Origin of the sequence: Nostoc sp. DedQUE02 (genome assembly GCF_034531035.1) — a bacterium.
Lineage (GTDB): Bacteria > Cyanobacteriota > Cyanobacteriia > Cyanobacteriales > Nostocaceae > Nostoc.
This window is the reverse complement of sequence record NZ_JAVRBY020000060.1, coordinates 1-26,376: the sequence shown is the minus strand read 5'-3', so window position 1 is coordinate 26,376 and position 26,376 is coordinate 1. Positions and strand designations below refer to the sequence as shown.

The window sequence follows — 26,376 nt, the reverse complement described above, 5'->3', positions numbered from 1 at the left end:
AATCGCCAATCTAGAGGGCTAATTGATTTCACTCTACAACCTCAAGGTTGCAGTTAGAGTCTTTGTTAAGTTATTTGTCTGAATTGGCGACTGGGGACACTTCGACAAGCTCAGTGCATCGTTGGGGACTAGGGACTAGGGAAATGGGGTGAGTATTGAATACTAGTTATTCTTTGTTCCTTATCTCCCTAACCCAAATTTAAAAATGTATTAGATACTACTTGACAAGGCACACGTTATGGCGTACCTTCGTTCGCAAACAGTTATTTTGTAAAAGCTTATGTTTTAGTTAACACAAATACACTTCCCTCATTACCTCTGCCGATCCGCAGGTCGTTATCTATATAAGTGATATCTAACCAGCCTTGCTGTTTGTCACTATTTATGGCAACATCAATTCCGGGAAATTTTTTACCTGCTTCAATTTGTTGGATAAAAGTTACCGGAGAATTGTATTCTATTAAACGTTGTAAGCCGATAATAGAACGCTCAAATTTAACTTGGACACGCCGACCTGAAACTGGCTCAAATTTAGCAGCAACGCTGACTAATCCTTCCAAATAAGGTAAGCCATAAATCTCAGCTATGTTGTAAACACTGGTAGTCTCTACCCGGATACACTGATAGATTTGACCCAGTTTGCACAAAGGTAGACGATCTAAATTTAAAAGAGCATTGCTAGTGGTGTATAGTAATCGCCAATTGCCATCTAGTAAATTACTAGCTTCCACCGGACGGGGTGTAGGATTAAAGTCTTCTAAATTGGCGATCGCTGCTAAGATAACCTGTTTCTGTGCTTGCGTCGCCAGTAGACCGCGATTTGTACCAGCGATCGCATCCATAAGAGCCGCTTTTCCCATCATCGCCTGTCACCTCAAAAATCACTCACTTTCCATCAGCATAAACAAGATATTCATGACATATATGGAGAGCCATAAAAATTACTAAGAATCGCTTGACTTGAGCGATATGCCTATTAAATAAAAAATTTCTATCTGAATGCGGATTTATCAACTAAAGGGTTGAAAAGATAACTAAATTAATCCGTGTCAAGTGATAGACTCTAAATGTCAACTTACGTAAACCTTTTCTTGTCCTCATTCGATTATGTTGAACTCTCCATTACGTGAAGAACCTCGTAACCAACGAGCCGATGTCATCCCCTTAAAGCCAGAGTCCTCTATGTTGGACTGGTTACAAAATAAAGGTCGGATCATAGCGCGTGATGTTCACGAACCGGATTTTCAAGATGACGAAGAAGGGATAGACTCCCTAATGGGTGTAGAAGATGGGATTGGCTATGACCTCGATGATGACGATGATGATATAGGAATCGCTGAGGATTAGCCTTTTCAGGTTGGGGACTTGGTAGTATCCCTAGTTCCTGGTATTCAGTTTTATTAAGTGTGGAGTGAAGGGAAACTTCTGTGGACGCTAAATTATCTCCTGAGCAAGGATTAAATATTTCTGGAATCGCTCTCGCCTCTTTATTAGCCATCGGGCTAGGTACAACAGCATTTTTCTTGGATTCGATGGCCAACAGGCTACCGTGGCAAAGTATGTCGTTAACCCTGCCACTATTATTGTGTGCTGTGGGTTCAGGTGTGGTGGGCTATTGGGTAATCCCTTTACTTCAAGCACTCAAAACTGGACAAATAATTCGTGAAGATGGGCCCCAGGCTCATCTGAAAAAGGCAGGCACTCCCACAATGGGCGGTATATTTTTTATACCTGTAGGTGTGATAATTGCTTGCATCTTGTCTGGCTTTTCTAAAGAGGTGCTTGCAGTTTCGGCATTGACAATCAGCTACGGATTGATTGGTTGGCTCGACGATTGGCAAATTCTGCGCCGTAAATCAAATAAAGGTATATCTCCCGGCACAAAACTAGCTTTGCAGGTGAGTTTTGCGGCTGTGTTTTGTTTATGGCTGATGTTTAATCAACCTTCTAATATTACAAATATTGCTTTACCTTGGGTGAGCTTCACACTACCCTTAGGATTCCTATTTTGGCCTTTAGCAGGTTTTGTACTAGTTGCAGAAAGTAACGCGACTAATTTAACAGATGGTATTGATGGCTTGGCAGCAGGAACAGTAGCGATCGCACTTTTGGCATTAGGTGCTTTAGTCGCACCGACAGCACCAGGATTGATGGTTTTCTGTGCTGCTTTAAGTGGTGGATGCTTAGGTTTCTTAGCCCATAACCGTAATCCAGCCCGTGTTTTCATGGGAGATACTGGTTCTTTAGCGCTAGGAGGAGCTTTGGCTGCTGTAGCTTTATTGACAAACACTTTAGTAGCTCTGTTTATTCTCAGTGGGATCTTTTTTGTAGAAACCCTTTCGGTGATGGCACAAGTAAGTTATTACAAAGCTACAAAGGGCCCTGATGGTAAAGGCAAGCGGCTCTTAAAAATGGCACCATTACACCATCATTTGGAACTTACTGGCTGGTCAGAATTACAAGTGGTTGGAGTGTTTTATATAATCGCTGCTATATTAGCTACTATTTGTTTAGCGTAGGTGCAGCCCGCACTTCTCTACGAGACGCTCCGCAACGGCTGCGCGGAAATCGAGCGACTTGCACTGAGTTTCGACACTTCGACTACGCTCAGTGCATCGCTACGCGTAAATCGAGCGACTTGCACTGAGTTTCGACACTTCGACTACGCTCAGTGCATCGCTACGCGGTAATCGAGCGAAGTCGAGATTCAACTACCGCGCAGTCGTTGTGAGTCGAGATTCAGTGACCGCCGCAGGCATCGCTCCATTCTGAATGTTTTAAACAACTAACTGTTTGAATACGAAAAAACAACTCCCACATCTTTAGGGAGTTGTTTTTTTATGAGGGAAATTATCAAAACAGAAGTCAGGAGTCAGGAGTCAGAATTCAGTAGGAATTAGAGTTCGGCTATAGGAATCCGGTTTGATTACTGAAATCACTTGGCTTAGTAGGCAAAAGGCAATAGGATTTCAGAAGATTAAGGTATACCGATTTTTTTTTCACGCAATCAAATATGAGTCCTATATAACACCAATTCATTAATCGAAATCATGGCGGTCTCCAATAGACCTCTTGCAAAAATATATTTTTCCACTCTTAGGGTAAAGGGTAAAGGTTAAAGGGGAAGGATTTTGAGTTTCTTTACCCTTTTCTCCTTCACCTTTACCCCGACTTTTGCCAAGAAATCTAATTAGTGGCAGATATAAATTCCACGCTTTCTTGTTCTGACTCCTAAATTCTTCTTCAATTAATTACAACTATTTACATACTCCCGAACCTGATTCTTCCCTGTTCGCTTTGCCTCAAGCATCGCTTGATTTGCCCGATTCAGCAAATCCTTAACTGTAATCCCTGGTTCTGATACAGCTATTCCAAAAGAAGCGGTGATGTTTTCGAGGATGCGATCGCCGTCCTTCAATTGCATTTTTTCAACATCTACCCTTAGTTGTTCTACTCGCTTCCTGAGGTTTTCCAATGTCATATTAGGCATCAAAATCACAAATTCTTCACCACCCCATCTGCAAGGAATGTCAAAAGAGCGAATAGATTTTAATAGCAGCTTTGCTAATCCTTGAATAACAATGTTTGCAGTTACATGCCCATAGCGCGAGTTATAAGATTTGAAGTTATCGATATCAAGAAAAATAATACTAAGAGGTTGTCCCGATCGTTCAGCTTCCGCTAGCCTTTGTTCCGTTATGGTTTCCATATAGCTTTGATTGAATAGTTGGGTCATCCCATCCCGCAAGCTATCATAGGTTAGACGTTGTTTTATCGATAAATTATTCAGTGCAAAGCCTAAAGTTCTAGCAATAATCTCAGCAATTTGTTGATCTTCTGGACTGATTTCTTTAAGGGCATAAATATATAAAATCCCAACAACTTCGCCTTTTCCAAACAATGGAAGGCACAAATGTGCGCCGCTAACAGGGCGTATTAAGTGGTTGCACATCATTCCTAAGTTGGCAGACGATAAAAGGTTAACTTTTCCTCTCCGCAATGCCCAACAATCAGATTGTGAAAATATTTCTTTATTGGTTCTTCTATCTCCCCAAAAACTACTCATCTGAACATAATTCTTGGAATTAGCAGTTATACAAATACAACCACTCATATTAGGAAAGAGCTTGGAACAGGTTAAAGTAACTACTTGATATACCTCATCTTCAGACTCGCAAGAATAAAGCATATCCGCCATATCTGAAAGATATATAAGTTCCTGTTTTTTTGCCTCTAATTCCAGTGTTTTTTCTTCTAGCTGCCGATTTAGGTCAGTGAGCGATCGCTGTGCTTCTATAGATTCTGTAATATCAATACTGATCCCACCAATACGGTTAGCACCCGTTGCATAATCGCTAAACGGAAACTTAAAAGATAACCAGTAGCATGGCTGATCGTTCCCAGGTATCTTTACCTCTTCAATTAGCTTCAAAGGGCGTAGAGTTTTCAAAACAACTCGATCGTTTTCCATCACCTGCCGCCCCTCTTCTGGATCTGGCAAGAATTCACTATCTGTTTTCCCCAACCATTCTTGTGAATCTACTGAAAATCTAGACTGTAGCTCCTGGTTGTAGTAGAGTATTCTAGATTGCTCATCTTTGATATAGGCTACAAACGGGCCCTGATCTAGAAATAGCTGTTGCATCTGCTGGCTGCGTTGAAGTTCGCGACTATTTTCTTGAGATTTAGCGATCGCTTCTAAAATTTGATAGGCAGTTGGCATTAAGCAGATTAATGCAGATAACGAAATAAACGCCGTTAAGTCGAGTACAGCTAAGTGCAACAGCGACATTGCCGAATGAGGCTCAAAGACGGCTAAAAGATGATGAAATCCGCAAAATAGCACGAATCCACCTGATAAGAAAAAGGCTAGCCTAAACTTAGAAGGGATAGTCGCCCTAGTTTTGGCAAAGAAAACTCCTATTATTGTAGGAATGCCAAAGTATGAAAATGCAGTGATGCCGTGAGCTATTATGCAATTCCAGTAAACAGGCTGCATTGCTGATGTAACATTAAGATTTTATTGGTTTCACTATAATTCTGGGTAGCCTCAAAATGTAAGTAGAGAAAGGATGATTTCAGTGCCTCATACCTTGGTTTTACAAAATTTATTATGGTAACTCTCTGAAAGACTGCTCATTTTATCCCCTTACAAACCTGACTTACCAAGTGAGTGAGTTCTGGCAAAATCAATTTTTCCATTGCCAGCCGCACAGCATTACTGGAACCAGGAAGTGAGAAGATTAATTTATCTTGATAAACACCGGCAACAGCGCGAGAAGCGATCGCCCGTGAACCAATTTCTTGATAACTTAAAAAACGAAATAACTCACCAAATCCCGGTAAGGTTTTCTCTAGTAACTTTTCAATAGCATCATAAGTGGTATCTCTTGGTGCAATGCCTGTACCACCACTGAAAATTACAGCATCCAAATTTGATTTTTTACCCAGATTTTCTATTTGCCCTTGAATTTGTGTCGGTTCATCTTTGATAATCGTGTAGCCTCCCACAGCATGATTAGCATCAAGGAGTAACTGCTGAATTAGCTGTCCACTTTTGTCTGTTTCAAAAGTGCGTGTATCGCTGACAGTAACCACAGCACAATTTACTGTAATTCTAGGCGTATCTGGGTGGGGTTGTGATGTCATAGGTCAGTGATAAATTTTTGATCGTAGACAACGGGGAATGGCGCATTGGGCATAACAATAATTACCTATGCCCCATACGCGATGCGCGATTCCCTATAACGCCAGTTGCTTCAACGGAGGGAACCTCCGCAACGCACTGGCTCCCCTATGCCTGATTTTTGCTCAGTCCTAGATCGTTTTCTTCAGCATACCGTTCCATGAAGCGCATAAAGCGATCCCATTCTTGGGCAGATTTCATCACGTAAAATGCTTCTAATTCTTCCGGTTTCCCGTTGATAAATTTAGCCTTAACTTCACGAGTAATTATCTCGCCTTCTTCGTCAATCAAGTACATCCCAGTAATATCTTCGGTAGTACCTTGATCTAAAATCTTCGGATTTGTAAAAATGAACGTCGCTGTACCACTGTCGCCAGTGCGCGATCGCGTCAAACGCACATCTGGAGTTACCTCTTCGTCAAGACCTCTAGAAAACTGGATTTTCGCCATGATGAGTGAATTTAAACTTTTGTGATGGTTAATTTAATATTGTCTCATCAATTAGAACACCACGGTCTAGAGGCTACTGTTATTCATTTTTTTAGTGTATATACTTAAATTGCTTCTTTCTCAAGTAACAAAGTTACAGGCCCATCGTTTTCAATTGTAACTTGCATCATTGCACCAAATTGACCTGTTTCTACTTGCAACCCGCTAGCTCTTAATTTGGTAACAAAAATATTATACAAATCTGCTGCTGATTGAGGAGCGGCTGAACGGTCAAAAGAAGGACGGCGACCTTTGCGACAGTCACCGTAAAGCGTGAACTGACTGACTACTAACAAATCGCCGCCAATTTCTTGTACAGATTTTTGCCCGCGATCGTCTCCTCCTTCGTCAGGAAACAGCCGCAAATCTAAGCACTTACGCACCATCCAGTCAATTTCAGCATCAGTATCATTATTAGCAATACCGACGAGCAAATTTAGCCCCCGCCCAATTTTGCCGACAATTTCACCATTAACCGTAACTTGAGATGATTTGACTCGCTGGATGACAACGCGCATTTTAATCAGAACATCTATCAACGTTTTGATTTTAGAGCAATATATAAAAACTAAAAACAACGAGTGTCTACCATCTGATAAAATTTCTTAATGTTCGATAACGTTTGTAAGTTTCTTGCTGAAACTTTCTCTAGTGACGAGGAAGCGATGTCTACGATGGTCACTGAATCTCGACTCACTTCGACTACGCGGTAGTTGAATCTCGACTTCGCTCGATTACCGCGTAGTCGAAACTCAGTGCAAGTCGCTCGATTTCCGCCAAGCGATGCACTGAGCTTGTCGTTGTGTCAAAACTCAGTGCAAGTCGCTCGATTTCCGCGCAGCCCTACCCCTCCGGGGAAGCAAGCTACGCGGAGCGTCTTGTAGAGAAGTGCGGGCTACGCCTAGCTATTCTCTCATTTTCATTGCTCAAAATAGATGACGCAAAGCCATTGGGAATTCATTCCCAGGTGGAACCTGGGAATGAGTACGAATATTAAACTCCTAACTTTTATACAGACGCGATTAATAGCGTTTCTAACTCCTAACTTTTATTTGCCAAACCCTTTACCGCGAGAGGTTGAAGGTAGACAAATGCATTTTTCGAGTTGACTAATTAAAGCCTCACGATCCAAATTTTGACCAATCAGTACTAGTTGGTTTTTCAATTGACCTTTCCATTCATCATCATCCAAGGTGAAGCGTTTACCGCAAAGGTGGAAAATATGACGCTTAGGACTTTCATCAAACCACATAATACCCTTGGCTCGAAAGATATTTGAGGGTAGCTGGTTATCTAAGAAATACTGAAACTTCCTAATAGAAAAAGGCTTGTCACTTTGGAAAGAGATGGAAGTAAAACCATCATTTTCTAAATGGTCAGAATGATGGTGATGATCGTGGTGATCGTGGTCATGGTCATGATGATCGTGACCACATGTTGAGTGGTCGTGATCGTGATGATGGTCATGATCGTGATGGTCGTGTTCATCCACCACTGTGTCAAAATATTTATCCGACTCAAACAGACCAACACTGAGAATTAACGGGAGTGGCACTTGCGATCGCGTCGCGCGGATAATTCTTGCTCCTTCCTTCACCTCGTTAATTTTTCCTTCTAACTCGTTCAAAGTGGCTTCATCAACCAAATCTGCTTTGTTCAGCACAATTACATCGCCATAAGCAATTTGGCTGTATGCTGCCTCTGAGTTAAATAAATCTAGGCTGTAATTCGCCGCGTCTACCACGGTAATAATCGAATCCAAGCGGGTTAAATCCCGCAATTCTGTGCCCAGAAATGTTAAAGCTACTGGTAGCGGATCTGCTAATCCAGTTGTTTCTACTACTAGATAATCTAGATTTTCTTGGCGTTCTAAAACTTTGTAAACTGCATCTACTAAATCATTATTAATAGTGCAGCAAATACAACCATTATTTAGTTCCACCATGTTCTCACCAGTGGAAACAATTAGCTCATTGTCGATGCCAATTTCGCCAAATTCATTCACGAGAACGGCGGTTTTTAAACCCTGTTGGTTGTTGAGGATATGATTGAGTAAAGTCGTCTTGCCACTACCGAGGAAACCCGTAATAATTGTTACTGGCATTCCTTGTTTGGGCGTATCCATTGCCGAAGATTCGGGTGTAACTGCTGATTGCATAGCGCTGTTATCAAATAATCAAAAAATAGTAATGTAGCGCAGAGAGTCCATAAAACACTAGCGCCGCTACGCGGAATTCAAAATTCAAAATTCAAAATTCAAAAACTCTTGATTTATGAGCTTTCGAGATTTTGTCCAATAGTATGTTGATTTCCGCCATGACGTACTAGCATAGGGATGCTGGACTGCCATCCCAGCTGCTTTACCCTATTATTACGTATCTCTCTATTCAGGGTTACATCTGTTAAGCTGTTTCACCTTTGACTTTCACACAGTCAGCAGCCAGAATGCCCGCCAATACGTGGTTTTCCATTTTGAATTTTGAATTTTGAATTTTGAATTGATATATGACCCTAACACTTTACAATACCCTCACCCGTCGTCAAGAACCGTTTGAAACAGTCGAGCCAGGCAAGGTTAAGATGTATTACTGCGGCGTGACGGTATACGACTACTGCCATTTGGGTCATGCTAGAGCTTGCATCGTTTGGGACGTAGTACGCCGATATCTCCAGTTTATCGGTTATGAAGTGCGATATATCCAAAATTTTACCGATATTGATGACAAGATTCTCAATCGAGCCTGTGTTGAACATTCCTCAATGGAAGCTGTAGCCGATCGCTTTATCAAAGCATATTTTGAGGATATGGCGCGGTTGGGAATCAAAGAAGCTGATGAATATCCCCGCGCTACCCACACGATGAATGGTATTCAGCGATTAATTCATGAGTTGGAAAATAAAGGTTTTGCCTACCCTGCTGACGGCGATGTATATTATGCAGTGCGGCAGTTTGCTGAGTATGGCAAGCTATCGGGACGCAAGTTAGAAGATATGCAAGCGGGGAAAAGCGATCGCGTCAACGTAGATGATCCAGAATATCAAAGAAAGAAAGATCCCTTTGATTTTGCTTTATGGAAGGCAGCAAGACCAGGAGAGCCAGCTTGGGAGTCACCTTGGGGTGCAGGTCGTCCAGGGTGGCATATAGAATGCTCGGCAATGGTGCGCGATCGCCTGGGTGATACCATAGATATTCATGCTGGTGGTGCTGACTTAATTTTTCCCCACCACGAAAACGAAATTGCCCAATCTGAGGCTGTAACCGGAAAACCCTTAGCGCGTTACTGGTTGCATAACGGCATGGTGAAGGTAGATGGTGAAAAAATGTCCAAATCTTTGGGTAATTTTACCACTATTCGAGATTTACTGGATCGAGGAGTTGACCCGATGGCAGTGCGGTTGTTCGTGTTGACCGCTCAATATCGCACACCAATAGATTTTACCGACGAAGCGATCGCCGCAGCAACCAACGGCTGGCACACCATTAAAGAAGGGTTACTCTTCGGTTATCAGTACGGTAAACAACTAGACTGGGGAGTAGAAACTGCCTTACTACTTCCTGAAACTGTTGAACGCTTTCAAGAAACTGTGAATAACGACTTTAATTTTCCTGGTGGATTAACAGTGCTGTTTGAATTAGCCAAAGAACTGCGCCGTGAGGGAAATATTATTGTGCATGAAGGGAAAACTGAAACATTACCAGAGGAGTTAAAGCGACAATGGCAAACACTCGTCACATTAGCTGGAGTCTTGGGTTTAGAAGCCGAGATAGAAGCCGAAACTGACACGAGTAATGGTTTAAGCGATGCGGAAATTGAGGCGAAAATTCAGCAAAGGCAAGAAGCACGTAAAGGCAAGAATTTTGCTGAAAGCGATCGCATTCGTGACGAACTTCAAGCACAAGGTATTACGCTAATTGATAGCCGTGATGGCACACGCTGGCATCGGAATAATTAAATTCAAAATGATGAACAACCACAAACAAATCACAGATAGAACATTTGAATTTTCTGTTCGCATAATTAACCTTTGTAAGGTACTCAATGAAAGTTCTGGAGTGGGGCGAACACTCTCACAACAGTTACTTAAGTCTGGTACATCGATTGGAGCAAACGTTGAAGAATCGCAATCGGCACAGAGTACAGCCGATTTCATTCACAAGCTAGAAATTGCTCTCAAAGAAGGTAGGGAAACCAAATATTGGCTAAGACTTCTAATTGCAACTGAGTTGATCCCCGAAGACCGTCTACTGCCAATTTTGGGTGAAATTAACGAGCTAATTAAAATAATTGCCGCAATAGTCGTCAAAACCAAACAAAATCGTCAACAATAACTTCTTGAATTTTGAATTTTGAATTTTGAATTTTGAATTTTGAATTGAATTATGTGGTCTGAACTTAAAAAAGCGATCGCTAGTTTCGATATTCCTGCTGATTGGATTGGTATTAGAGCCGTAAAGGAGACTTCTACTACCCGTTTTGTCCGTGACGCTTTACCCCAACTAAACGGCAAATCCTTCACTGTTGGAGCTATGCTGGAAGTTTTGGTTAATGGCTGTCTGGGTTATGCAGCTACTAACTCTCTAGAACCGTCTTCCCTGCAAACTGCTGCTCAAACAGCCTATAAACAGGCACTAGCAGCCAGTGAATGGTGGATACATCCCTTCCGTGAAAGTGAGCGTCCTAAAGTCGTTGGTGAATACAAATCTCCATTTCTTGAGCCATTGGATGCTCTGAGTCCAGGAGAAATCAACGATTTACTGATTCGTATTTGCCAAACGCTCAAAGTTGACGACAAAATTGTGCAAACCATAGCCAGTGCCAGCACCATTGAGAGAGAGTCTTGGTTTGTCAGCAGCAACGGCTCAGAAGTTTATCAAAAAATCCTATCTATAGGCACTAATTACGGAGCCACTGCCCAAGATGGAGCAATTATACAGCAGCGCAGCTACAACGGCTCCCAAGCAAACTGTTACCAAGGCGGACTCGAACTATTAAAACAAGAAAACTTATGGCATCGGGTGCGGCAAATTGGCGAACAAGCAGTAGAACTGTTGACAGCAGAAGAATGCCCAACTACCCGCACCAATTTAGTTTTAGCCCCAGATCAAATGATGCTGCAAATCCATGAAAGTGTCGGGCATCCCCTAGAAATTGACCGAATTTTGGGAGATGAGCGTAACTATGCTGGGGGCAGTTTTGTTAATAAAAGCGATTTTGGCAACCTCGTATATGGTTCGCCATTGATGAATATTACCTTTGATCCCACCGTGCCTGGTGAATTTGCCAGCTATGGCTTTGATGATACGGGTGCTGTCGCAACAAAGGAATACTTGGTTAAAGAAGGAGTACTTCAACGGGGTTTAGGCAGTCTGGAAAGTCAAGCCAGAGCAGGTGTAGCAGGAGTTGCCTGTGCCCGTGCTTCCTCATGGAATCGACCAGCGATTGATCGTATGGGTAACTTGAATTTAGAGCCTTTAAATGGCACTTTTGAAGATATTATTGGCGGGATAGAACATGGCGTTTACATGGAATCTAACCGTTCTTGGTCAATCGACGATCGCCGCTACAAATTCCAATTTGGTTGTGAGTACGCTAAATTAATTGAAAACGGTAAACTTACCAAAACCCTTCGTAATCCTAACTATCGCGCCACAACACCAGAGTTTTGGCATAGTTTAATTAAAGTCGGAGATGCTACAAACTGGCAAATGTATGGTACTCCTTATTGTGGCAAAGGAGAACCAAATCAGGCCATTTGGGTAGGACACGGTTCACCTGTCTGTGTATTTGCTAATGTCGAAGTTTTTGGTGGAGGAACTTAAATAATTCGTAATTCGTAATTGAGTTTTGCATAGGGATTTAGACCCTAAACAAAATGTCTCTACTCATAGTGGGGGATTTTAACCCATCGAATAATTATGAATTAGTAATTACTAACTAATTTCTTCAACTCCTAATTCATAACTTTCTCTCCCTCACCTTATTCCCTATTAATATTTAATATCTATGAAAATTGAGGAATTATCTGCATTAGAAATCAGCTTTAATCGACTGATTGAAAATCTGCTGGTCAAAAAATTAGAAAATGAACAATTCACTGTGAGACTCAGCAGTGAAATAAGTCAATTTACTCGTTTTAATCATGCCAAAGTACGACAAACTGGTTGTGTTGCTGATGGGTGGATAGAACTGACTTTGATGAAAGATCAGCGTAACAGTGTTCGGCAGTTTCCCTTTACTGGAAATTGGCAGGTAGATTGGCAATTAGCATATACTGCTTTGCAAGAGCTACGTGACGAACTTATTCTACTACCCATCGATCCATATCTAGTTTTGCCATCAGGAAATAATACCAGTCGAGAAATACATTCTGGGAATTTATTGGCGGCTGAAGCTGTAGTACCAACTGTTCTAGAACTAGTTGCTGAATTGGATTTTACCGGGATATATGCAGGGGGAATGGTAATTAAAGCTTATGGTGATTCTAGCGGTCAAAAACACTGGTTTGCTACTGATTCTTTTACCTTAGATTATTCTCTATTCTCCATATCTGAACAAGCAGTTAAAGGTACATTTGCTGGGAGTAATTGGGATATATCTGCATATATAGCTAAAATTAACGAAGCTAAAAAACAACTAGAATTGCTTGCTCGTCCAGTTAAAGAATTATCACGGGGACAGTACAGAACTTATTTTGCACCTGCTGCTGTTGCAGATTTATTATTGATGCTTTCTTGGGGATCTGTTAGCGAAGCTGATATTCAACAAGGAAACAGTTCCTTGGCTGCTCTATGGCGTAAAGAAAAACAACTTTCTACTGCATTTAGTTTGAAAGAAAACTTTCAACGGGGATTAGTACCACGATTTAATGAATTGGGAGAAATAGCAGCACCAGAGTTACCTGTAATCGAAAAAGGATATTTGGTAAATACTTTGGTGAATTCTCGGACTGCGAAAGAATATCAAAAAATTGCCAACGGCGCTAATGGTTCAGAAACTTTACGAGCGCCAGAAGTGAGTCCAGGAAATTTAGTATCTGAGCAAATTCTGCCGAGTTTAGATACAGGATTATATGTATCAAATCTGCATTACTTGAATTGGAGCGATCGCCACACTGGTAGAATCACAGGTATGACCCGCTATGCTTGTTTTTGGGTCGAAAATGGAGAAATTATTGCCCCCATTGAAAACCTACGCTTTGATGAAAGTCTTTATCAGTTTTGGGGAGAAAAATTAGTAGATTTTACAAATTTTCAGGAGTTTATTCCCGAAGTAGGTACTTATGAAAGTCGCCAACTAGGAGGTAGCTTAGTTCCCGGTATGCTGGTGGAAGATTTTACGTATACATTGTAATCGCTTTGTATAAAAACCCCGTATTCTTGCTTGGTAGAGACGCGAAATTCCACGTCTCTACAACAAATTATAAAATTATCTATCTCTGTAAACTGCATTAATTACAATATCTTTGATACTCAGATAAAGAATTAATAGCAATAATAAAAATTGTTCAAATTGAAGAACTGGATCTAAACGCCAACCTTGATAATACGAGATTGCTCCACTTAACAACATTATAATTGGCGTAAATATAAGTTGAATAAGGTAAAGGGCTAAAGCCCAACCTCTAAGCCTGGTTCCACGTTGGGATAGCCAAACTACTGTTAAAATCAAGTAAATAATTGCCCAAAGCAAATAAATAATTCCAATTAAACCAGCTAGATTTATTCCAAAATTCACTTGAGCAAAAGTAAGCATTTATTAAAAATCCTGCTTAATTACAAGCCAAAGTTCTAAATCTATTACCAGGTAGCTTTCCAAAAATTCTCCTTAGTGAAAATTGTTGGGTTAAGCAATAGCGAAACCCAACCGATAATTTTTGCTCATTTCTGGTTAGAACCTCTATCTTTTTTTACCAGGAGGTGAATTGCGCTGAGTGAGGTTATCAATTTGCAATTGTTGCCGTCCGTTGGTGATAATTCGCAACATATCTTTGAGATCCTGCTCGATATTTCCCAAAACGCCATCGGCATAAGCATCAGCACCATCTTCAATTTCTTGAGCGTGAGCGATCGCATTTTGTCTCATCAACTCTAACTCTTGCTGACAAGCATACCGCTTACGCTCAATCTCGGCGAGGGTTTCTTGCATTATTCCCTCACACTCTTGTTGCACTTGTCGCCGCAGTTGTTCAGCTTCCTGTTCTGCCTGGTGAATAATATCGCTTTCAGCTAAAATTTGCGCTCTTTTTGCTTGTGCAGCCTCAACAACCTGCTGTCCATACTCTTCCGCTTCTAGCAGAATTTCGTCCTTTTGGTCAAGAACTGCTGCTGCTTCTTGAAAAAGCGATGGTAAAGCCAGCCGGATGTAATCAAGCTGATCGAGCAGCTTTTCTTCATCTATGAGTGTGCGTCCCGTCAACGGAATCCTGAGACTAGAAAGAACCATTTCCTCTAGCCGATTGAGTTCCTCCTGAATATCTATGCTTCCCTCTCCACCGAGATACTCTTGAGGGGGGGGATTGCTTCCGTTGAGATTGGGTTCAATATTATTGGAGATTTCTGATTGTAGCATTGGTATATATCTAGGGCAATGTGTGGGGGAACGAGATGATCGATAGAGCCACCAAACCTTGCAATCTCTTTTACCACACTACTACTTAAAAAACTATACTCATTTGAGGTTGCGAGAAAAACTGTTTCTATTTGGGTAGAAAGAGTTTTATTGGTGTGAGCCATTTGCAGTTCCACTTCAAAATCTGACACAGCTCGTAAACCCCGGATCAAAACTTGTGCTTGTCGCATTTGGGCATAGTTGACGGTAAGACCATCAAAGCTGTCTACTTCTACATTAGGTAAATGTTCTGTAGAAATACTGATCTGAGCTAGCCGTTGCTCAACACTAAAAAGTGGCATTTTGTTAGGGTTCCGCAGTACAGCGACAATCACCCGCTCAAACAGCCGACTCCCGCGCCCGATGAGGTCAAGGTGTCCCAAGGTGATGGGGTCGAAGCTACCAGGATAAATAGCAATCACAATTTTAAATATATCAAAGTTGTTTAAGTGATTATATCGAAACCGTTTTGTGTAACTTATTCAAATCTACCATCTTGCGCTGTGAGTAAGAATACTAAACCAATTGTTTTAGTGGCACAAGTTATGCTCAACTAAGCGTTAGGAACTAGACTCCTAAATATGGCTGCTGGATTTTTACCTATGTCCCCACAATCTTGTGGAGAATTCAAGTGTAGTTCCAGTATTCAAGACAAAAAAAACTCCGGCGTTGCTGATTGCGGTATGAAAAATAATTTTGCGTTATTTCAAAATCCTTGTAGAGACTAGCAATTGCAACGTCTCTACATCCAAATTCATACCTCGATTCAGCAACACCAAAACTCCGTACTTCGCAAAGTGCGCGGGTAGTTAACGAACTTTTCTAGGTAATTTTTCATGGCACTGGATTTTTCCACCTTGCCCTTGGCATTTCAATTTACTTCTCCAGGACCGATTCTGGTGAAAATAGGGCCACTAAGTATCCGTTGGTATGGCTTGTTGATTGCCACAGCAGTGTTAATTGGCGTCATCCTTTCCCAGCATTTGGCAAAGCGCCGTAATGTTAATCCTGAGTTGCTAGGGGATTTGTTTTTTTGGTTGCTGATTGGGGCAATTCCGAGCGCACGACTATATTACGTTTTCTTTGAATGGCCAAAATATGCCCCAACTCCAGGAAAAATCTTTGCGATTTGGGAAGGAGGTATTGCTATTCATGGAGCGATTCTTGGTGGGGTTTTGGCTGCATTAATCTTTGCTAAAATCAAACAGGTTTCTTTCTGGCAACTAGCAGATTTAGTAGCGCCTTCGTTGATTTTAGGGCAAGCGATCGGACGTTGGGGCAATTTCTTTAATTCTGAAGCTTTTGGCGACCCTACTGATTTACCCTGGAAGCTCTATATTCCACCAGACCATCGTCCTTTAGAATATGCTAGTTCTGATTACTTTCATCCCACCTTCCTCTATGAATCTCTGTGGGATTTAATGGTGTTTACGCTACTCATAACGTTGTTTTTCCGGTCTTTATCCGGTAAGCCACGCCTAAAGGTAGGCACACTGTTTCTCGTTTACTGGCCAGCCTATAGCTTAGGACGCTTGTGGATTGAAGGTTTTCGTACTGATAGCTTGATGCTGGGGCCATTACGGATGGCACAAGTAGTCAGTAGTCTAGGAATTTTATTAGGATTAGTTGGATTAGCTTGGCTTTACTTACTTAAACGCCCTTTACCCGATGTAGTTCCTACTCTTAAGGGAAACGGAGAGAGTGGGAGATGAGGAAGACAAGGAGAATACCCAAATAATAAAAAATGCCCCAGAATATTCTCTAGGGCTTAACCAGGGTGCATCTACCATTACTCTCTACTAGGGAAAGAGAGTGAATCCGGAAAGATACTGAAGAATTTGCCAAAAAATTTTTTGAGGGATTGCCGTGTGTTCTTTTAAAAGTGAATATACAGAAAGTGGGAGTGATAAAAAAACACTATATGCGATAGAACCATCTGTGTATATTGTAGGTGCTGGGCCTGGAGATCCCGATTTATTGACGGTGAAGGCGCAGAAACTTCTGGCTACTGCTGATGTGATTTTATTTGCTGATTCTTTAGTACCCGAACAAATTTTAGAACTTTGCCGAAAAGATGCGGAGATAATTAGAACTGCGAATCAGACTTTAGAAGAAATTTTGGCGATTATGATCGATAGAGTGCGATCGCAGCAAAAATCTCTAGTCCGTCTCCATTCTGGCGATCCTAGTCTCTACAGCGCTATCCACGAGCAAATGCACCTCCTAAGAGAGGCAAATATTCCTTTTGAAGTCATACCGGGTATCAGCGCCTTTCAAGCTGCTGCTGCCAAACTCAAAGTAGAACTGACTGTCCCTGGTTTAGTCCAAACCATCATCCTGACACGCATCAGTGGACGTACAGAAGTCCCCGCCACTGAAGAATTAGCCTCTCTCGCGGCACATCAGGCTAGCCTCTGCCTATATTTAAGTGCGCGTCATGTCGAAAATGCCCAAGCTAAACTACTCGAACATTACCCTGGCGAAACCCTGATTGCGATTTGCTTTCGCATCGGCTGGCCCGATGAAAAAATCAGAGTTGTCCCTTTAAATCAAATGGCAGACTGCACTCATCAAGAAAAACTAATTCGTACTACACTTTATATAATCAGTCCAGCACTCTCTCCAGCAACAGGGCGATCGCGTTTATATCATCCTGAACATAGTCATCTATTTCGCTCATCTCATAACTAAATACTGGGCACTGGTGATTAATTCTTCTCCCTCACTCTCTCATCTCCTTTGCGGTTCGATAAACTTAACAATGTAAATAAAATCCCAAATCGCAATTCGGTACTATGCCTTTAATTAAAGTGCAAACTTCTGCATCTGCTCCTGAAAAAGCTGAAATTGAATCGATGCTTTTAAACCTATCAGCCAAGTTAGCAAAACATTTGGGAAAACCAGAATCCTATGTAATGACTGCTTTTGAGCCAGAAGTTCCTATGACTTTTGCGGGGAATACAGACCCAGTTTGCTACATTGAAATTAAGAGCATCGGCACGATGAAGCCAGATCAAACCGCAGCAATGAGTCAAGACTTTTGTCAGCAGATTAACCAAACTCTAGGCGTGCCTAAAAATCGAATTTATATAGAGTTTGCAGATGCTAAGGGTGCAATGTGGGGCTGGAACGGCACAACCTTTGGTTAAGCCGTCTTCTTTGGTTAAGACTAAGTTAATCTGGCAGGTGTAGGATAGAGATCCTACATCAACTCTTGATTTTTTATGTCTGCTACGCCGCTTGTATCTCAAGTTGAGTTACACAACCCAGTAAAATCACAATTAATTCCCCCCCTTCTCGGTGCTTCTGTTGCAGAGTTAACTACTTGGGTGCAGCAGCAGGGACAACCTGCCTACAGAGGCAAGCAGTTGCATGAATGGATCTATAACAAGGGAGTGCGATCACTAGCTAATATTTCTGTCTTCCCCAAGCAATGGCGCAAAGAAGTAGCAGAAATCTCCATTGGGCGCTCAACTTTACATTACCGCTCTGAAGCACCCGATGGCACTGTCAAATATCTTTTGCGATTAGCAGACGATCAAATTATTGAAACTGTTGGCATCCCTACCTTTGCAGAAGGGGGAGATGGGCCAAAATCCCGTTTGACAGTTTGTGTTTCTACTCAAGTGGGTTGCCCAATGGCGTGTGATTTCTGCGCTACTGGTAAGGGAGGCTACAAGCGTAACTTAGCACGGCACGAAATTGTCGATCAAGTGTTAACTGTGCAAGAAGATTTTCAGCAACGGGTTAGCAATGTGGTGTTTATGGGGCTGGGTGAACCGTTGTTGAATACTGAGAATGTCCTAGCAGCACTGAAATCTCTAAATCAAGATATCGGTATAGGACAGCGATCGCTTACAGTTTCTACAGTGGGGATTCGCGATCGCATCCGTCAATTCGCGCAAAACCATTTGCAAATCACTCTGGCTGTGAGTCTCCACGCGCCCAACCAAGCACTGCGAGAAAAACTCATCCCCAGCGCCCGCGCCTATCCTTTAGAAGATTTGCTGGCTGAATGCCGAGAATATGTGGAAATCACTGGCCGCCGCGTTACCTTTGAATATATTCTCCTCGCTGGTGTCAACGATTTACCAGAACATGCATTAGAACTTTCAAAATGCCTGCGGGGATTCCAAAGTCATGTGAATTTGATTCCTTACAATCCCATCCAAGAAGTAGACTACAAACGCCCCAACCGCGATCGCATTCAAGCATTTGTCAACGTCCTTAAGCAACAAAATACTGCTGTGAGTGTGCGTTATTCCCGTGGTTTAGAAGCCGATGCTGCTTGCGGACAATTGAGAGCAAGTAAAGATTAAACTTGTTGCAATCAATTCTATGAATAAATATCAAAGCGCAGACAAACAGAGATATGTCTTCAGATACATCTCTGTTTATCTCTGGCGTAAAACTGCTTGAGATCCCTTTGTTAACTTACCCACCGCAGGTAGATTTACGGTAATCCGGCAAATCATGTAAAAAATTTCAATATATAATTTAATTAAGATGAATATCTAAGAAGCAAGAGTTTTATGAAAAATCAAGAGAATGCACAGGATATAACCTTGATTTAGAAAGCTATTCCCAACGCACTAATATTTAGAACACGTCGCCGACTGAAGAATGTTGGCGTAGTCAGCCGTAAGTATTGCGTAAGCCCATAACGGTAAATAAGACATTAGCTTCAGTTAACTATTGCAAGCCCCTATATTGATATATAGGGAAATTCTGTTGACATTTTAAGGGTTTAGCGATCGCTCAACCCAACCTATAACAATTGAGGAAATAATTATATGTTGAATCGCTTATCGTTGGTTAAAGTATGGCTACCATTGATTGTGCTTGCCAAAGCTTTATCGATTAATTTTCCTGCGTCTGCACAAATAATTCAGACGAATCCCCAACAAATAATTCCGACGAATCCGCAACAAATAATTCGGACGAATCCCCAGATACAAGATTCGCTTCAAGAAAGAATCAGACAACAACAAGAGGAGCAAAATCAGCAAACACAAGAACGAATGAAGGAAACATGGCTACGGCAAAATTTTCAACAACCACAACAACTACAACAACAACAGATAATACAACAGCAAGAATTTACACGACAACGGCAAGAAATGTTGCGTCAGCAACAATTGAGACTGCAACAGGAAGAAACAAGACTACAACAGCAAAACTTTTCACAACAGCAACAACTGAGAATACAACAGCAACAACTTAGACAAGATCAACAAATTAGACAACAGCAACAATTTAGATTACAAGAACAAATCCGACAGCAACAACTCAGACAACAGAAGAATCTGTAAAGTCTTTAAAATTTATGACAAGTAAATTTATTATTAGAAATTAGAGAAAATATTCTCTAATTTTTTTTGATTTTTATTATTTAGCGCTGTGCATAAATTCCTGGTGCATAAGCCTCAATTACTTTGCCAGTGCGAGTGCAACTAATCATCAAATAGTCACAACTAGAGCATTGTGTTCGAGTTAATTGACTATCAGAAATATAATAACGTTCTGCTTGGCTGCCGCAATTTGGGCAGTAAATCTTTTGTACTATCTGCATTTTAAAACCCCTGGTTGTAATTTATTTTTTATTTGAGAAAACTGCCAGTTAAAGTAGAAAAGATTTTGGTTTGACCCAACTTAACAAACGACTTTAATATTGGCTAATTATTTTAAACAAAATTTCAGATTTGAAAAAACTTCGATTTCTCTTTATACTATCCTATAATTTAAGTGATTTTACCCTCTTACTTTAGGTACATAAATTCTTTTTTAATTAAATGACGTTTAGATATTTACTGATCCCTATGACGAATGCTTTGAGAGAGGCTTATTTCTAGTCATCTTGGACAGATACAAAAAAGAGCCGTTCTTGTATTCAAAAGTTAAACTACAGAAAATACTGTATATTTAGTAACAAAATAGTTATCTTAAGGATTAGTTAATTTTTGCTGGCAAGATTTATGAGGTGGAATTCTGGTGTGAAAATTTAATCAAAATTACCATAGTTACGAGATATAGTTACGAGATACCGTAAATTTACCGTATATACACATCTTAAATTCTCGCAGAAAAACTTAACAGAATCCTCTGCGAGAGTGGAACTAATACTTTTTCAAGCTAGTTTTAAGGGTGTGTAGTAAGGACTTTAGCCCTTACTACAAACTTGTTTATTCATACATAAATTGAAATTTTACAGACTACTAATCTCCTCAAGCAGGATGAAAATAATCGTAAATTTCTTGAGCCAAACGCGGCCCGATTCCTGCTACTTCAGCGAGTTGCGTGGTTGTTGCTTGCCGAATATAGTCAACTGAGCGAAAATGCCCTAGTAGCTGCTTTTGTCGATGATGTCCTAAGCCAGGAATTTCATCTAAACGCGATCGCTTCAATTTATCACTGCGCTGTTGACGATGGAAACTCACTGCAAATCGATGCGCTTCATCCCGCAGCCGTCGCAACAACTGTACCCCTGGTTGTTCTGCATCAGTTGTCAAGGGTTTAGATTCTCCTGGTAAAAAAATCTCTTCTCGCTGCTTTGCTAAACTTACCACTCGCAAGTCTTCTAATAAATTCATCTCTTGCAAAACGGCGACAACTGATGATAACTGACCTTTACCACCATCGATCATGATTAAATCAGGCCAGTCAGGATTACCCAAACGCTTTAATTGCGGATCTTCCGCATATTTACGGAACCGTCGCTGGATGACTTCAGCAAGACTAGCAAAATCATCTGAGTGTCCTGCTGTCACCGTGGGGTTTTTAATTTTGTAGTGACGATAATGCTGTTTTGCAGGTAATCCGTCGATAAACACGACTTGCGAAGCTACAGCATTTGACCCTTGAATATGGGAGATGTCATAACCTTCGATGCGGTGAGGCACATCTGGTAAATCGAGAATGGCAGCTAAATCTTGCATTGCTTGGTGATTGCGATCGCCAAATTTCTGCATTCTTTGCAATTCATACTGAGCATTTCGCTCTACCATCTCAATTAATTCTGCCTTAGTTTGGCGCAAAGGAGTCAATATTGTGACTTTTTTGCCTTTACGTTGAGTTAAAACATCTGCCAATATTTCCGTATCTGGTAAATCATGCTGTACCAAAATCTCTAAAGGTATTTCTACGGAATCAGCAGTTTGGTAATGTTCCTCTAAAGCTCTTTGTAAAATAGCTCCTGGTTCCGCGTGAGTATCCGCCACAAAGGCTAAACGTCCTACCAATTGCCCAGCACGAATCTGGAATAATTGAATGCAGGCGTGCTGTTCGTCGGCTGCCAGTGCGATCGCATCCCGCGAAACTGTATCATCTGGTAAGGAAACTTTTTGGTCGGCTGTCAGCGACTTTAACCCAGAAATTTGATCGCGAATTCTTGCTGCTGACTCAAAATTCAAGTTCTCAGCAGCTGCGTTCATCTGTTGGGTCAAAATCTCAATCAGTTCCTGGGTTCGACCTTGAAAAACCATCGCTATTTTTTGGACAATTTTGCGATATTCTTCTGGTGAAATCATCTGTTGACAAACACCAGGACAACGCCCTAAATCAAAATTCAAGCAAGGACGGTCTTTAAAAAGTGGTTGAGGTCGTTGTCGTTGTGGGAAGATGCGCTTGCAGATGCGGACAATTTCTCGCAACAAACCAGCATCAGTATAAGGCCCGTAAAATTTATCCTTTTCTTTACCGAATTGGCGTTTACGGGTAATAAAAATTCGCGGATAATCTTCTGACCAAGTAATGCAGAGATAGGGATATTTTTTATCATCTTTGAGCAACACGTTAAAGTATGGCTGGTGCTGCTTGATCAAATTGGCTTCTAGCGCTAAAGCTTCGGCTTCAGTATCAGTGACGATGAATTCAATTTCTGTCACCAACTTGACCATCGTGGCGATCCGTTCAGTCTTGTTGTAGCCATCCCGGAAATAGGAACGGACACGCGATCGCAACTTACGTGATTTACCTATATAGATAATGCGATCGCTACTGTCCCGCATGAAATAAACCCCCGGTTCCGGTGGAATTTCGGCTAGACGGTTTTCTAGTCGTTCTGGCTCTTTAACCAGTGGTAATATTTGAGTAGATATTGTCACAACCAAAATTAGGTAATCTTTCTCTATTTTAAGAAAAATTATTTTTTCGTGCCGATTTAACAGATTATTTATCAAGTAAATATAAAATAAGCTTCACTAGCGGCATACACCAGAATAGATGAAAGAGAGACTCGGAACTGGGAACTGCGGGAGAATAATAACTCCTAACTACAGCACTGGCTTAACCCTAGCTATCCGCTAACAGCACTCTCAAGCCAGATAACACAAACAGAAGTCTGCCGTAGACGCTTCTGCAACTTCCCGCAGAGTGAATCAGTTTCTAAGCTAGAGGCTTGCTGCAAGTATCAAAACTTTAGAGCAAACGAAAGTTTGTCTAACTACGACCTTAGTCATTGGCTGCTACTGTCAGAATAAAAACTTTGCTTTTTAAATCTATAGTGAATGTTTTTAATTTGATAATACTTTATATCTAAAACTTTACATATTATTAAATAATATCTCTTGTGTTAATTTACTTGATTTATAAAATTAAAAAATATCTCTAAATATTGGTTATATAAATATTAGATAAAAATTTTATAAATCCACAATATTTCGGTTTTTTTAATGAATTTACAACATTAAGCGAATTAACGGATTTAGGAAGTTCAATTTACGATTATGATTGAGAATATAGTTATTATAATGATTCCAGACGAAATTTAAACTATGAATTTACAAGATTTTGAAGTCCAGTATCGTGAAGCTATGGCTGAAACTCTCAACGAACTGCAAACAGCAGCTCTGTTGTTAGCGCAAGTACAACAGAAAATTTCAACAATTGGTAATTCTGTACAAAATCTTAGTGAGCGCGTTGAAGAGTTTATTGCTGACCAAAAAGGGGAATAAATGCACGCATAGCATAAAAGTTTATCTGTGGCGACAAATAAACTCCTCTTCAATTGTAAGGATGAGATCCTTGAGTTTTAAAGGTTTGACAAAATAACTACGTGCGCCCAAACTCAGAGCTAGTTCTTGATCTGCTTTAAAAGCAAAGGCTGAAATCACAATAATCGGTATTTTTGACAAATCAGGTTTTTGCTGGACTTCTTTTAAGAGTGAATAACCGTCAATATCTGGCAATTTCAAGTCCAATAACATTAAATCTGGCTCAAATTTCTCTATAGTTGAGAAAAAAGCAGACCCTTCTGATAAGCTTTGGACTTCGTACCCACAGTAACTTAGATAGTCACTAAGTAACATCCGATTGAGATAATGGTCTTCAACTAGCAAAATTCGTTTAACTTTGTGTGACCGCAATGGCTTATCTCTCTTTGAGTAATTGTGCTGTCATTGCTATCTATTATCTAATAATTTTAAGTAAAAGCCAACAATTGTTACCAGAAGCTAAAACAGTAGTGGATTAAAATTGTGAAATGAATACAAAGCTTACTTATGTAATATATTTAAATATATAAATCTATTAAATTTAGCTGCATTATGTTACTTAAAATAATAGTCTTTTTAAGTAGATTTTAATCAAAATTTAAGCTTTTTCTCTAACCTCTCTAAGCTTCTATAGAATTCATATTTGATTGCATGAAAAAGCTCAGTAGAACTAGGAAGCCTTCTTTCCCCTTGCAAGAGTGCCTATTGCCTATTCCCTGTCTAACGCAAATCAGTATGGCTACACCACACTGCGCGAACAGAAATCAAAGCGGATTTTTATAGTTATAAATAAACAACTGTTTATCAAAATTTAATTGCCAAATTTTTATAAGTAAAACTACTTAGGCATACTTAATTAACGGTATGGTAGTTGCCCTTATTAAAATAGGTTTTATCTAGATGTAAGGGTAAGTAATACTATTTAAAAAAATCTATGCTATGAATAGGTTGGTAGAGGCGTATAAATATATTACGTTATAAGTAATTTATTTGTTGCAAATATTTTTAGAAGCAGTATAACTTAGAATATTAAATTTTATTATAGCTGCAAGGAAGTATTCATCAAAAAAGGGAGCTGTTAGCTCCCTTAGTTATTTGTAGTTTTGAACCTGCAATCTTAAATAGATGCTTTTTTAAATTTGCGTTGGGTAGCAAACATACCAGCAACACCTAGCAGACCCAGTATTATTGATGGTTCTGGGACTTGCTTTGAAGGATCAGTGTATCCTGGTGTGTTCCAAGTGTAATATGCGCTGTAGGATAACTTGTCATCAGAGGCTGTAATTCCTGACACAGTGGGGTTAAAGCTGTAAGCGTAGTAGGTTTGACCACCAGTAACTACCTTCGCAATTTCACTAACTCCAATTCCACCTGCGTAGCCATTTAATGTCGCTTGGAAGTTGAGGAGGTCTTTGTATGATGTCAGTAGATTTATTTGAGCTTGTACAGTAGTTGATGCGCTCAAGGGTTTAAGTAATGAAATCTTAGCGTCAATATCAGAAACGGTTATATTTGCTTGCGTTTTACCTAATATTGCTCCGACTCCTGCACTCCATGCAGTATTAAGATTACTAGAAATTGTAGCTGAGAGTTTGGTCTTTACATCCAAGTGACCAACCAATTGCAGTTGTACACCGCCATTTTGACCGAATTGGAAGCCACCAATGTTAGGATCTCCTATGCCCAATGAAGGAAAAGAACTCGTTATTAATGATTTGGTATTCGCTGAAAACCCATTCCACACTGACTGGAATGGAGTATAGGTATTCAACAAATCACCCACCCATTTGGAACCAAAACTACTCCAGTCATCAGCAGTGACACTGCTAACGGTAGCACTATAGCTTCCTTGTGTGGCGGTGAAGCCAACGTTAGAAGTTGGATTCTCAGTACTATACCAAAGCTCGACGTTAGAAGTGGGGTCATTATCTGTTAAAGCTTTGATGGCAGCGTTAGTACCACCTTGTGCATTCCCTCTAATGAAAGTACCATCTGAGCCACCAGTGTAAGTGTTAATTTCTCCTGTATTATTATCGAAGCTAAAAGATGTAGCATGTGCTGGGGCGGTGGCAAGAGCGCTCACACCAATAGCCATTGAAGCACCAATTACAAGTTTATGAAAATTCATCTTCATTGTTTTCAAGTCTCTGTCAGTTTGGAAGTTAAGTTTTAAACTATTGCCATTTTTAGGCTTCGGCTGTTTTGACTACAGGCTTTTTGCAATACAGCTGCTTAAAAACGCGACCTGTATTGTTAGCCATCTTTGGTATCTCAGCGCACAAACCCAGTTTAAGAAACTTGAAGACCTGATTGGGTAAAGTTACTTCTGATAATCAATAAAAAAATGACGAATGTTTTGAGACTTTTATAAGTTTAATTACTTATTAAACTAAAATATATAAGTATATTAAATTACATATAGCAAGAGGCAGAAGGCAGTCTTGCTGGAGGCAGGAGGTAAAAGTATTACTATTCCTAGCCTTGAAGTTTTCAAAATGTCCTAACCTATGTGGCTACGGCTATAACCCTCTTCTGTCACTTTCCGGGAGGGCGATCGCTAGAAGCCCCATGAGGCAATCAATACAAGCTATACTATTAGAAA

25 protein-coding genes are annotated in these 26,376 nt (G+C 40.5%); 12 read left to right on the top strand and 13 right to left on the bottom strand.

Annotated elements, in window-relative coordinates:
- Positions 1-278 precede the first annotated feature (278 nt).
- Complete coding sequence (locus RMX98_RS29580; RefSeq protein ID WP_322681824.1) at positions 279-863, bottom strand: PAP/fibrillin family protein; 585 nt, start codon at positions 861-863, stop codon at positions 279-281.
- Positions 864-1,107: 244 nt separating this feature from the next.
- On the opposite strand from RMX98_RS29580, the gene RMX98_RS29575 reads away from it, so the two are divergent.
- Together RMX98_RS29575 and mraY are read left to right on the top strand one after the other, a co-directional pair.
- Positions 1,108-1,347, top strand: coding sequence for a DUF3134 domain-containing protein (locus RMX98_RS29575; protein WP_322681825.1), 240 nt, complete (start codon positions 1,108-1,110; stop codon positions 1,345-1,347).
- A gap of 80 nt (positions 1,348-1,427) precedes the next feature.
- Positions 1,428-2,519 (top strand): phospho-N-acetylmuramoyl-pentapeptide-transferase, encoded by a 1,092-nt coding sequence (gene mraY / locus RMX98_RS29570; protein WP_322681826.1) that lies wholly within the window; start codon positions 1,428-1,430, stop codon positions 2,517-2,519.
- Between the two features lie 728 nt (positions 2,520-3,247).
- On the opposite strand, the gene RMX98_RS29565 is transcribed toward mraY, so the two are convergent.
- The 5 genes from RMX98_RS29565 to RMX98_RS29545 form a co-directional block, all read right to left on the bottom strand.
- On the bottom strand, positions 3,248-4,846 hold the full coding sequence (locus RMX98_RS29565) for a diguanylate cyclase (RefSeq protein ID WP_409881995.1): 1,599 nt from the start codon (positions 4,844-4,846) through the stop codon (positions 3,248-3,250).
- Between the two features lie 290 nt (positions 4,847-5,136).
- Positions 5,137-5,649 (bottom strand): molybdenum cofactor biosynthesis protein B, encoded by a 513-nt coding sequence (locus tag RMX98_RS29560; RefSeq protein WP_322681828.1) that lies wholly within the window; start codon positions 5,647-5,649, stop codon positions 5,137-5,139.
- Between the two features lie 145 nt (positions 5,650-5,794).
- Positions 5,795-6,136: a photosystem II reaction center protein Psb28 gene (psb28, locus tag RMX98_RS29555; protein ID WP_322681829.1), complete on the bottom strand. Its 342-nt coding sequence runs from the start codon at positions 6,134-6,136 to the stop codon at positions 5,795-5,797.
- Between the two features lie 104 nt (positions 6,137-6,240).
- Positions 6,241-6,693 carry a D-aminoacyl-tRNA deacylase gene (gene dtd / locus RMX98_RS29550; RefSeq protein ID WP_322681830.1) on the bottom strand — a complete coding sequence of 151 codons (453 nt, stop codon included), beginning with the start codon at positions 6,691-6,693 and terminating at the stop codon, positions 6,241-6,243.
- Between the two features lie 530 nt (positions 6,694-7,223).
- Positions 7,224-8,333 (bottom strand): GTP-binding protein, encoded by a 1,110-nt coding sequence (locus RMX98_RS29545; protein ID WP_322681831.1) that lies wholly within the window; start codon positions 8,331-8,333, stop codon positions 7,224-7,226.
- A gap of 347 nt (positions 8,334-8,680) precedes the next feature.
- Between RMX98_RS29545 and cysS the strand changes: the two genes are divergently transcribed.
- From cysS to RMX98_RS29525, 4 genes are all read left to right on the top strand, one after another.
- Entirely contained in the window at positions 8,681-10,129 is a 1,449-nt protein-coding gene (cysS, locus tag RMX98_RS29540) for a cysteine--tRNA ligase (RefSeq protein WP_322681832.1), read from the top strand.
- A 10-nt stretch (positions 10,130-10,139) separates the two neighbouring features.
- Positions 10,140-10,505, top strand: a complete 366-nt coding sequence (locus tag RMX98_RS29535; protein WP_322681847.1) for a four helix bundle protein — start codon at positions 10,140-10,142, stop codon at positions 10,503-10,505.
- A 51-nt stretch (positions 10,506-10,556) separates the two neighbouring features.
- Positions 10,557-11,996, top strand: coding sequence for a TldD/PmbA family protein (locus tag RMX98_RS29530; protein ID WP_322681833.1), 1,440 nt, complete (start codon positions 10,557-10,559; stop codon positions 11,994-11,996).
- Positions 11,997-12,180: 184 nt separating this feature from the next.
- Entirely contained in the window at positions 12,181-13,527 is a 1,347-nt protein-coding gene (locus RMX98_RS29525) for a TldD/PmbA family protein (protein WP_322681834.1), read from the top strand.
- A gap of 75 nt (positions 13,528-13,602) precedes the next feature.
- On the opposite strand, the gene RMX98_RS29520 is transcribed toward RMX98_RS29525, so the two are convergent.
- The 3 genes from RMX98_RS29520 to coaD form a co-directional block, all read right to left on the bottom strand.
- Entirely contained in the window at positions 13,603-13,929 is a 327-nt protein-coding gene (locus RMX98_RS29520) for a hypothetical protein (protein WP_322681835.1), read from the bottom strand.
- Between the two features lie 144 nt (positions 13,930-14,073).
- A complete protein-coding gene (locus RMX98_RS29515; RefSeq protein ID WP_322681836.1) occupies positions 14,074-14,745 on the bottom strand; it encodes a DivIVA domain-containing protein in 672 nt (223 codons plus the stop codon).
- Positions 14,652-15,206 (bottom strand): pantetheine-phosphate adenylyltransferase, encoded by a 555-nt coding sequence (gene coaD, locus RMX98_RS29510; protein ID WP_322681837.1) that lies wholly within the window; start codon positions 15,204-15,206, stop codon positions 14,652-14,654. Before coaD ends, RMX98_RS29515 begins: the two co-directional genes overlap by 94 nt.
- Positions 15,207-15,620: 414 nt before the next feature.
- On the opposite strand from coaD, the gene lgt reads away from it, so the two are divergent.
- The 5 genes from lgt (at position 15,621) to RMX98_RS29485 (ending at position 20,096) form a co-directional block, all read left to right on the top strand.
- On the top strand, positions 15,621-16,496 hold the full coding sequence (lgt, locus tag RMX98_RS29505) for a prolipoprotein diacylglyceryl transferase (RefSeq protein WP_322681838.1): 876 nt from the start codon (positions 15,621-15,623) through the stop codon (positions 16,494-16,496).
- A gap of 214 nt (positions 16,497-16,710) precedes the next feature.
- Positions 16,711-17,475: a precorrin-4 C(11)-methyltransferase gene (gene cobM / locus RMX98_RS29500; protein WP_322681848.1), complete on the top strand. Its 765-nt coding sequence runs from the start codon at positions 16,711-16,713 to the stop codon at positions 17,473-17,475.
- A gap of 104 nt (positions 17,476-17,579) precedes the next feature.
- Positions 17,580-17,933, top strand: a complete 354-nt coding sequence (locus RMX98_RS29495; RefSeq protein ID WP_322681839.1) for a phenylpyruvate tautomerase MIF-related protein — start codon at positions 17,580-17,582, stop codon at positions 17,931-17,933.
- A 75-nt stretch (positions 17,934-18,008) separates the two neighbouring features.
- On the top strand, positions 18,009-19,103 hold the full coding sequence (gene rlmN, locus RMX98_RS29490; RefSeq protein WP_322681840.1) for a 23S rRNA (adenine(2503)-C(2))-methyltransferase RlmN: 1,095 nt from the start codon (positions 18,009-18,011) through the stop codon (positions 19,101-19,103).
- Between the two features lie 474 nt (positions 19,104-19,577).
- Positions 19,578-20,096, top strand: coding sequence for a hypothetical protein (locus RMX98_RS29485; protein WP_322681841.1), 519 nt, complete (start codon positions 19,578-19,580; stop codon positions 20,094-20,096).
- Between the two features lie 80 nt (positions 20,097-20,176).
- Here the strand turns inward: RMX98_RS29485 and RMX98_RS29480 are convergent, their stop codons facing one another.
- Positions 20,177-20,356, bottom strand: a complete 180-nt coding sequence (locus RMX98_RS29480; protein ID WP_322681842.1) for a replication restart DNA helicase PriA — start codon at positions 20,354-20,356, stop codon at positions 20,177-20,179.
- A 652-nt stretch (positions 20,357-21,008) separates the two neighbouring features.
- A complete protein-coding gene (uvrC, locus tag RMX98_RS29475; protein ID WP_322681843.1) occupies positions 21,009-22,886 on the bottom strand; it encodes an excinuclease ABC subunit UvrC in 1,878 nt (625 codons plus the stop codon).
- Between the two features lie 669 nt (positions 22,887-23,555).
- Here uvrC and RMX98_RS29470 point away from each other — a divergent pair.
- Positions 23,556-23,735 carry a hypothetical protein gene (locus tag RMX98_RS29470; RefSeq protein ID WP_322681844.1) on the top strand — a complete coding sequence of 60 codons (180 nt, stop codon included), beginning with the start codon at positions 23,556-23,558 and terminating at the stop codon, positions 23,733-23,735.
- A 21-nt stretch (positions 23,736-23,756) separates the two neighbouring features.
- Here the strand turns inward: RMX98_RS29470 and RMX98_RS29465 are convergent, their stop codons facing one another.
- Positions 23,757-24,146 carry a response regulator gene (locus tag RMX98_RS29465; RefSeq protein ID WP_322681845.1) on the bottom strand — a complete coding sequence of 130 codons (390 nt, stop codon included), beginning with the start codon at positions 24,144-24,146 and terminating at the stop codon, positions 23,757-23,759.
- Between the two features lie 745 nt (positions 24,147-24,891).
- The gene (locus tag RMX98_RS29460; RefSeq protein WP_409881987.1) at positions 24,892-25,908 is read right to left on the bottom strand and encodes an NF038130 family PEP-CTERM protein; all 1,017 of its coding nucleotides are present in this window, start codon (positions 25,906-25,908) and stop codon (positions 24,892-24,894) included.
- Positions 25,909-26,376: the final 468 nt, after the last annotated feature.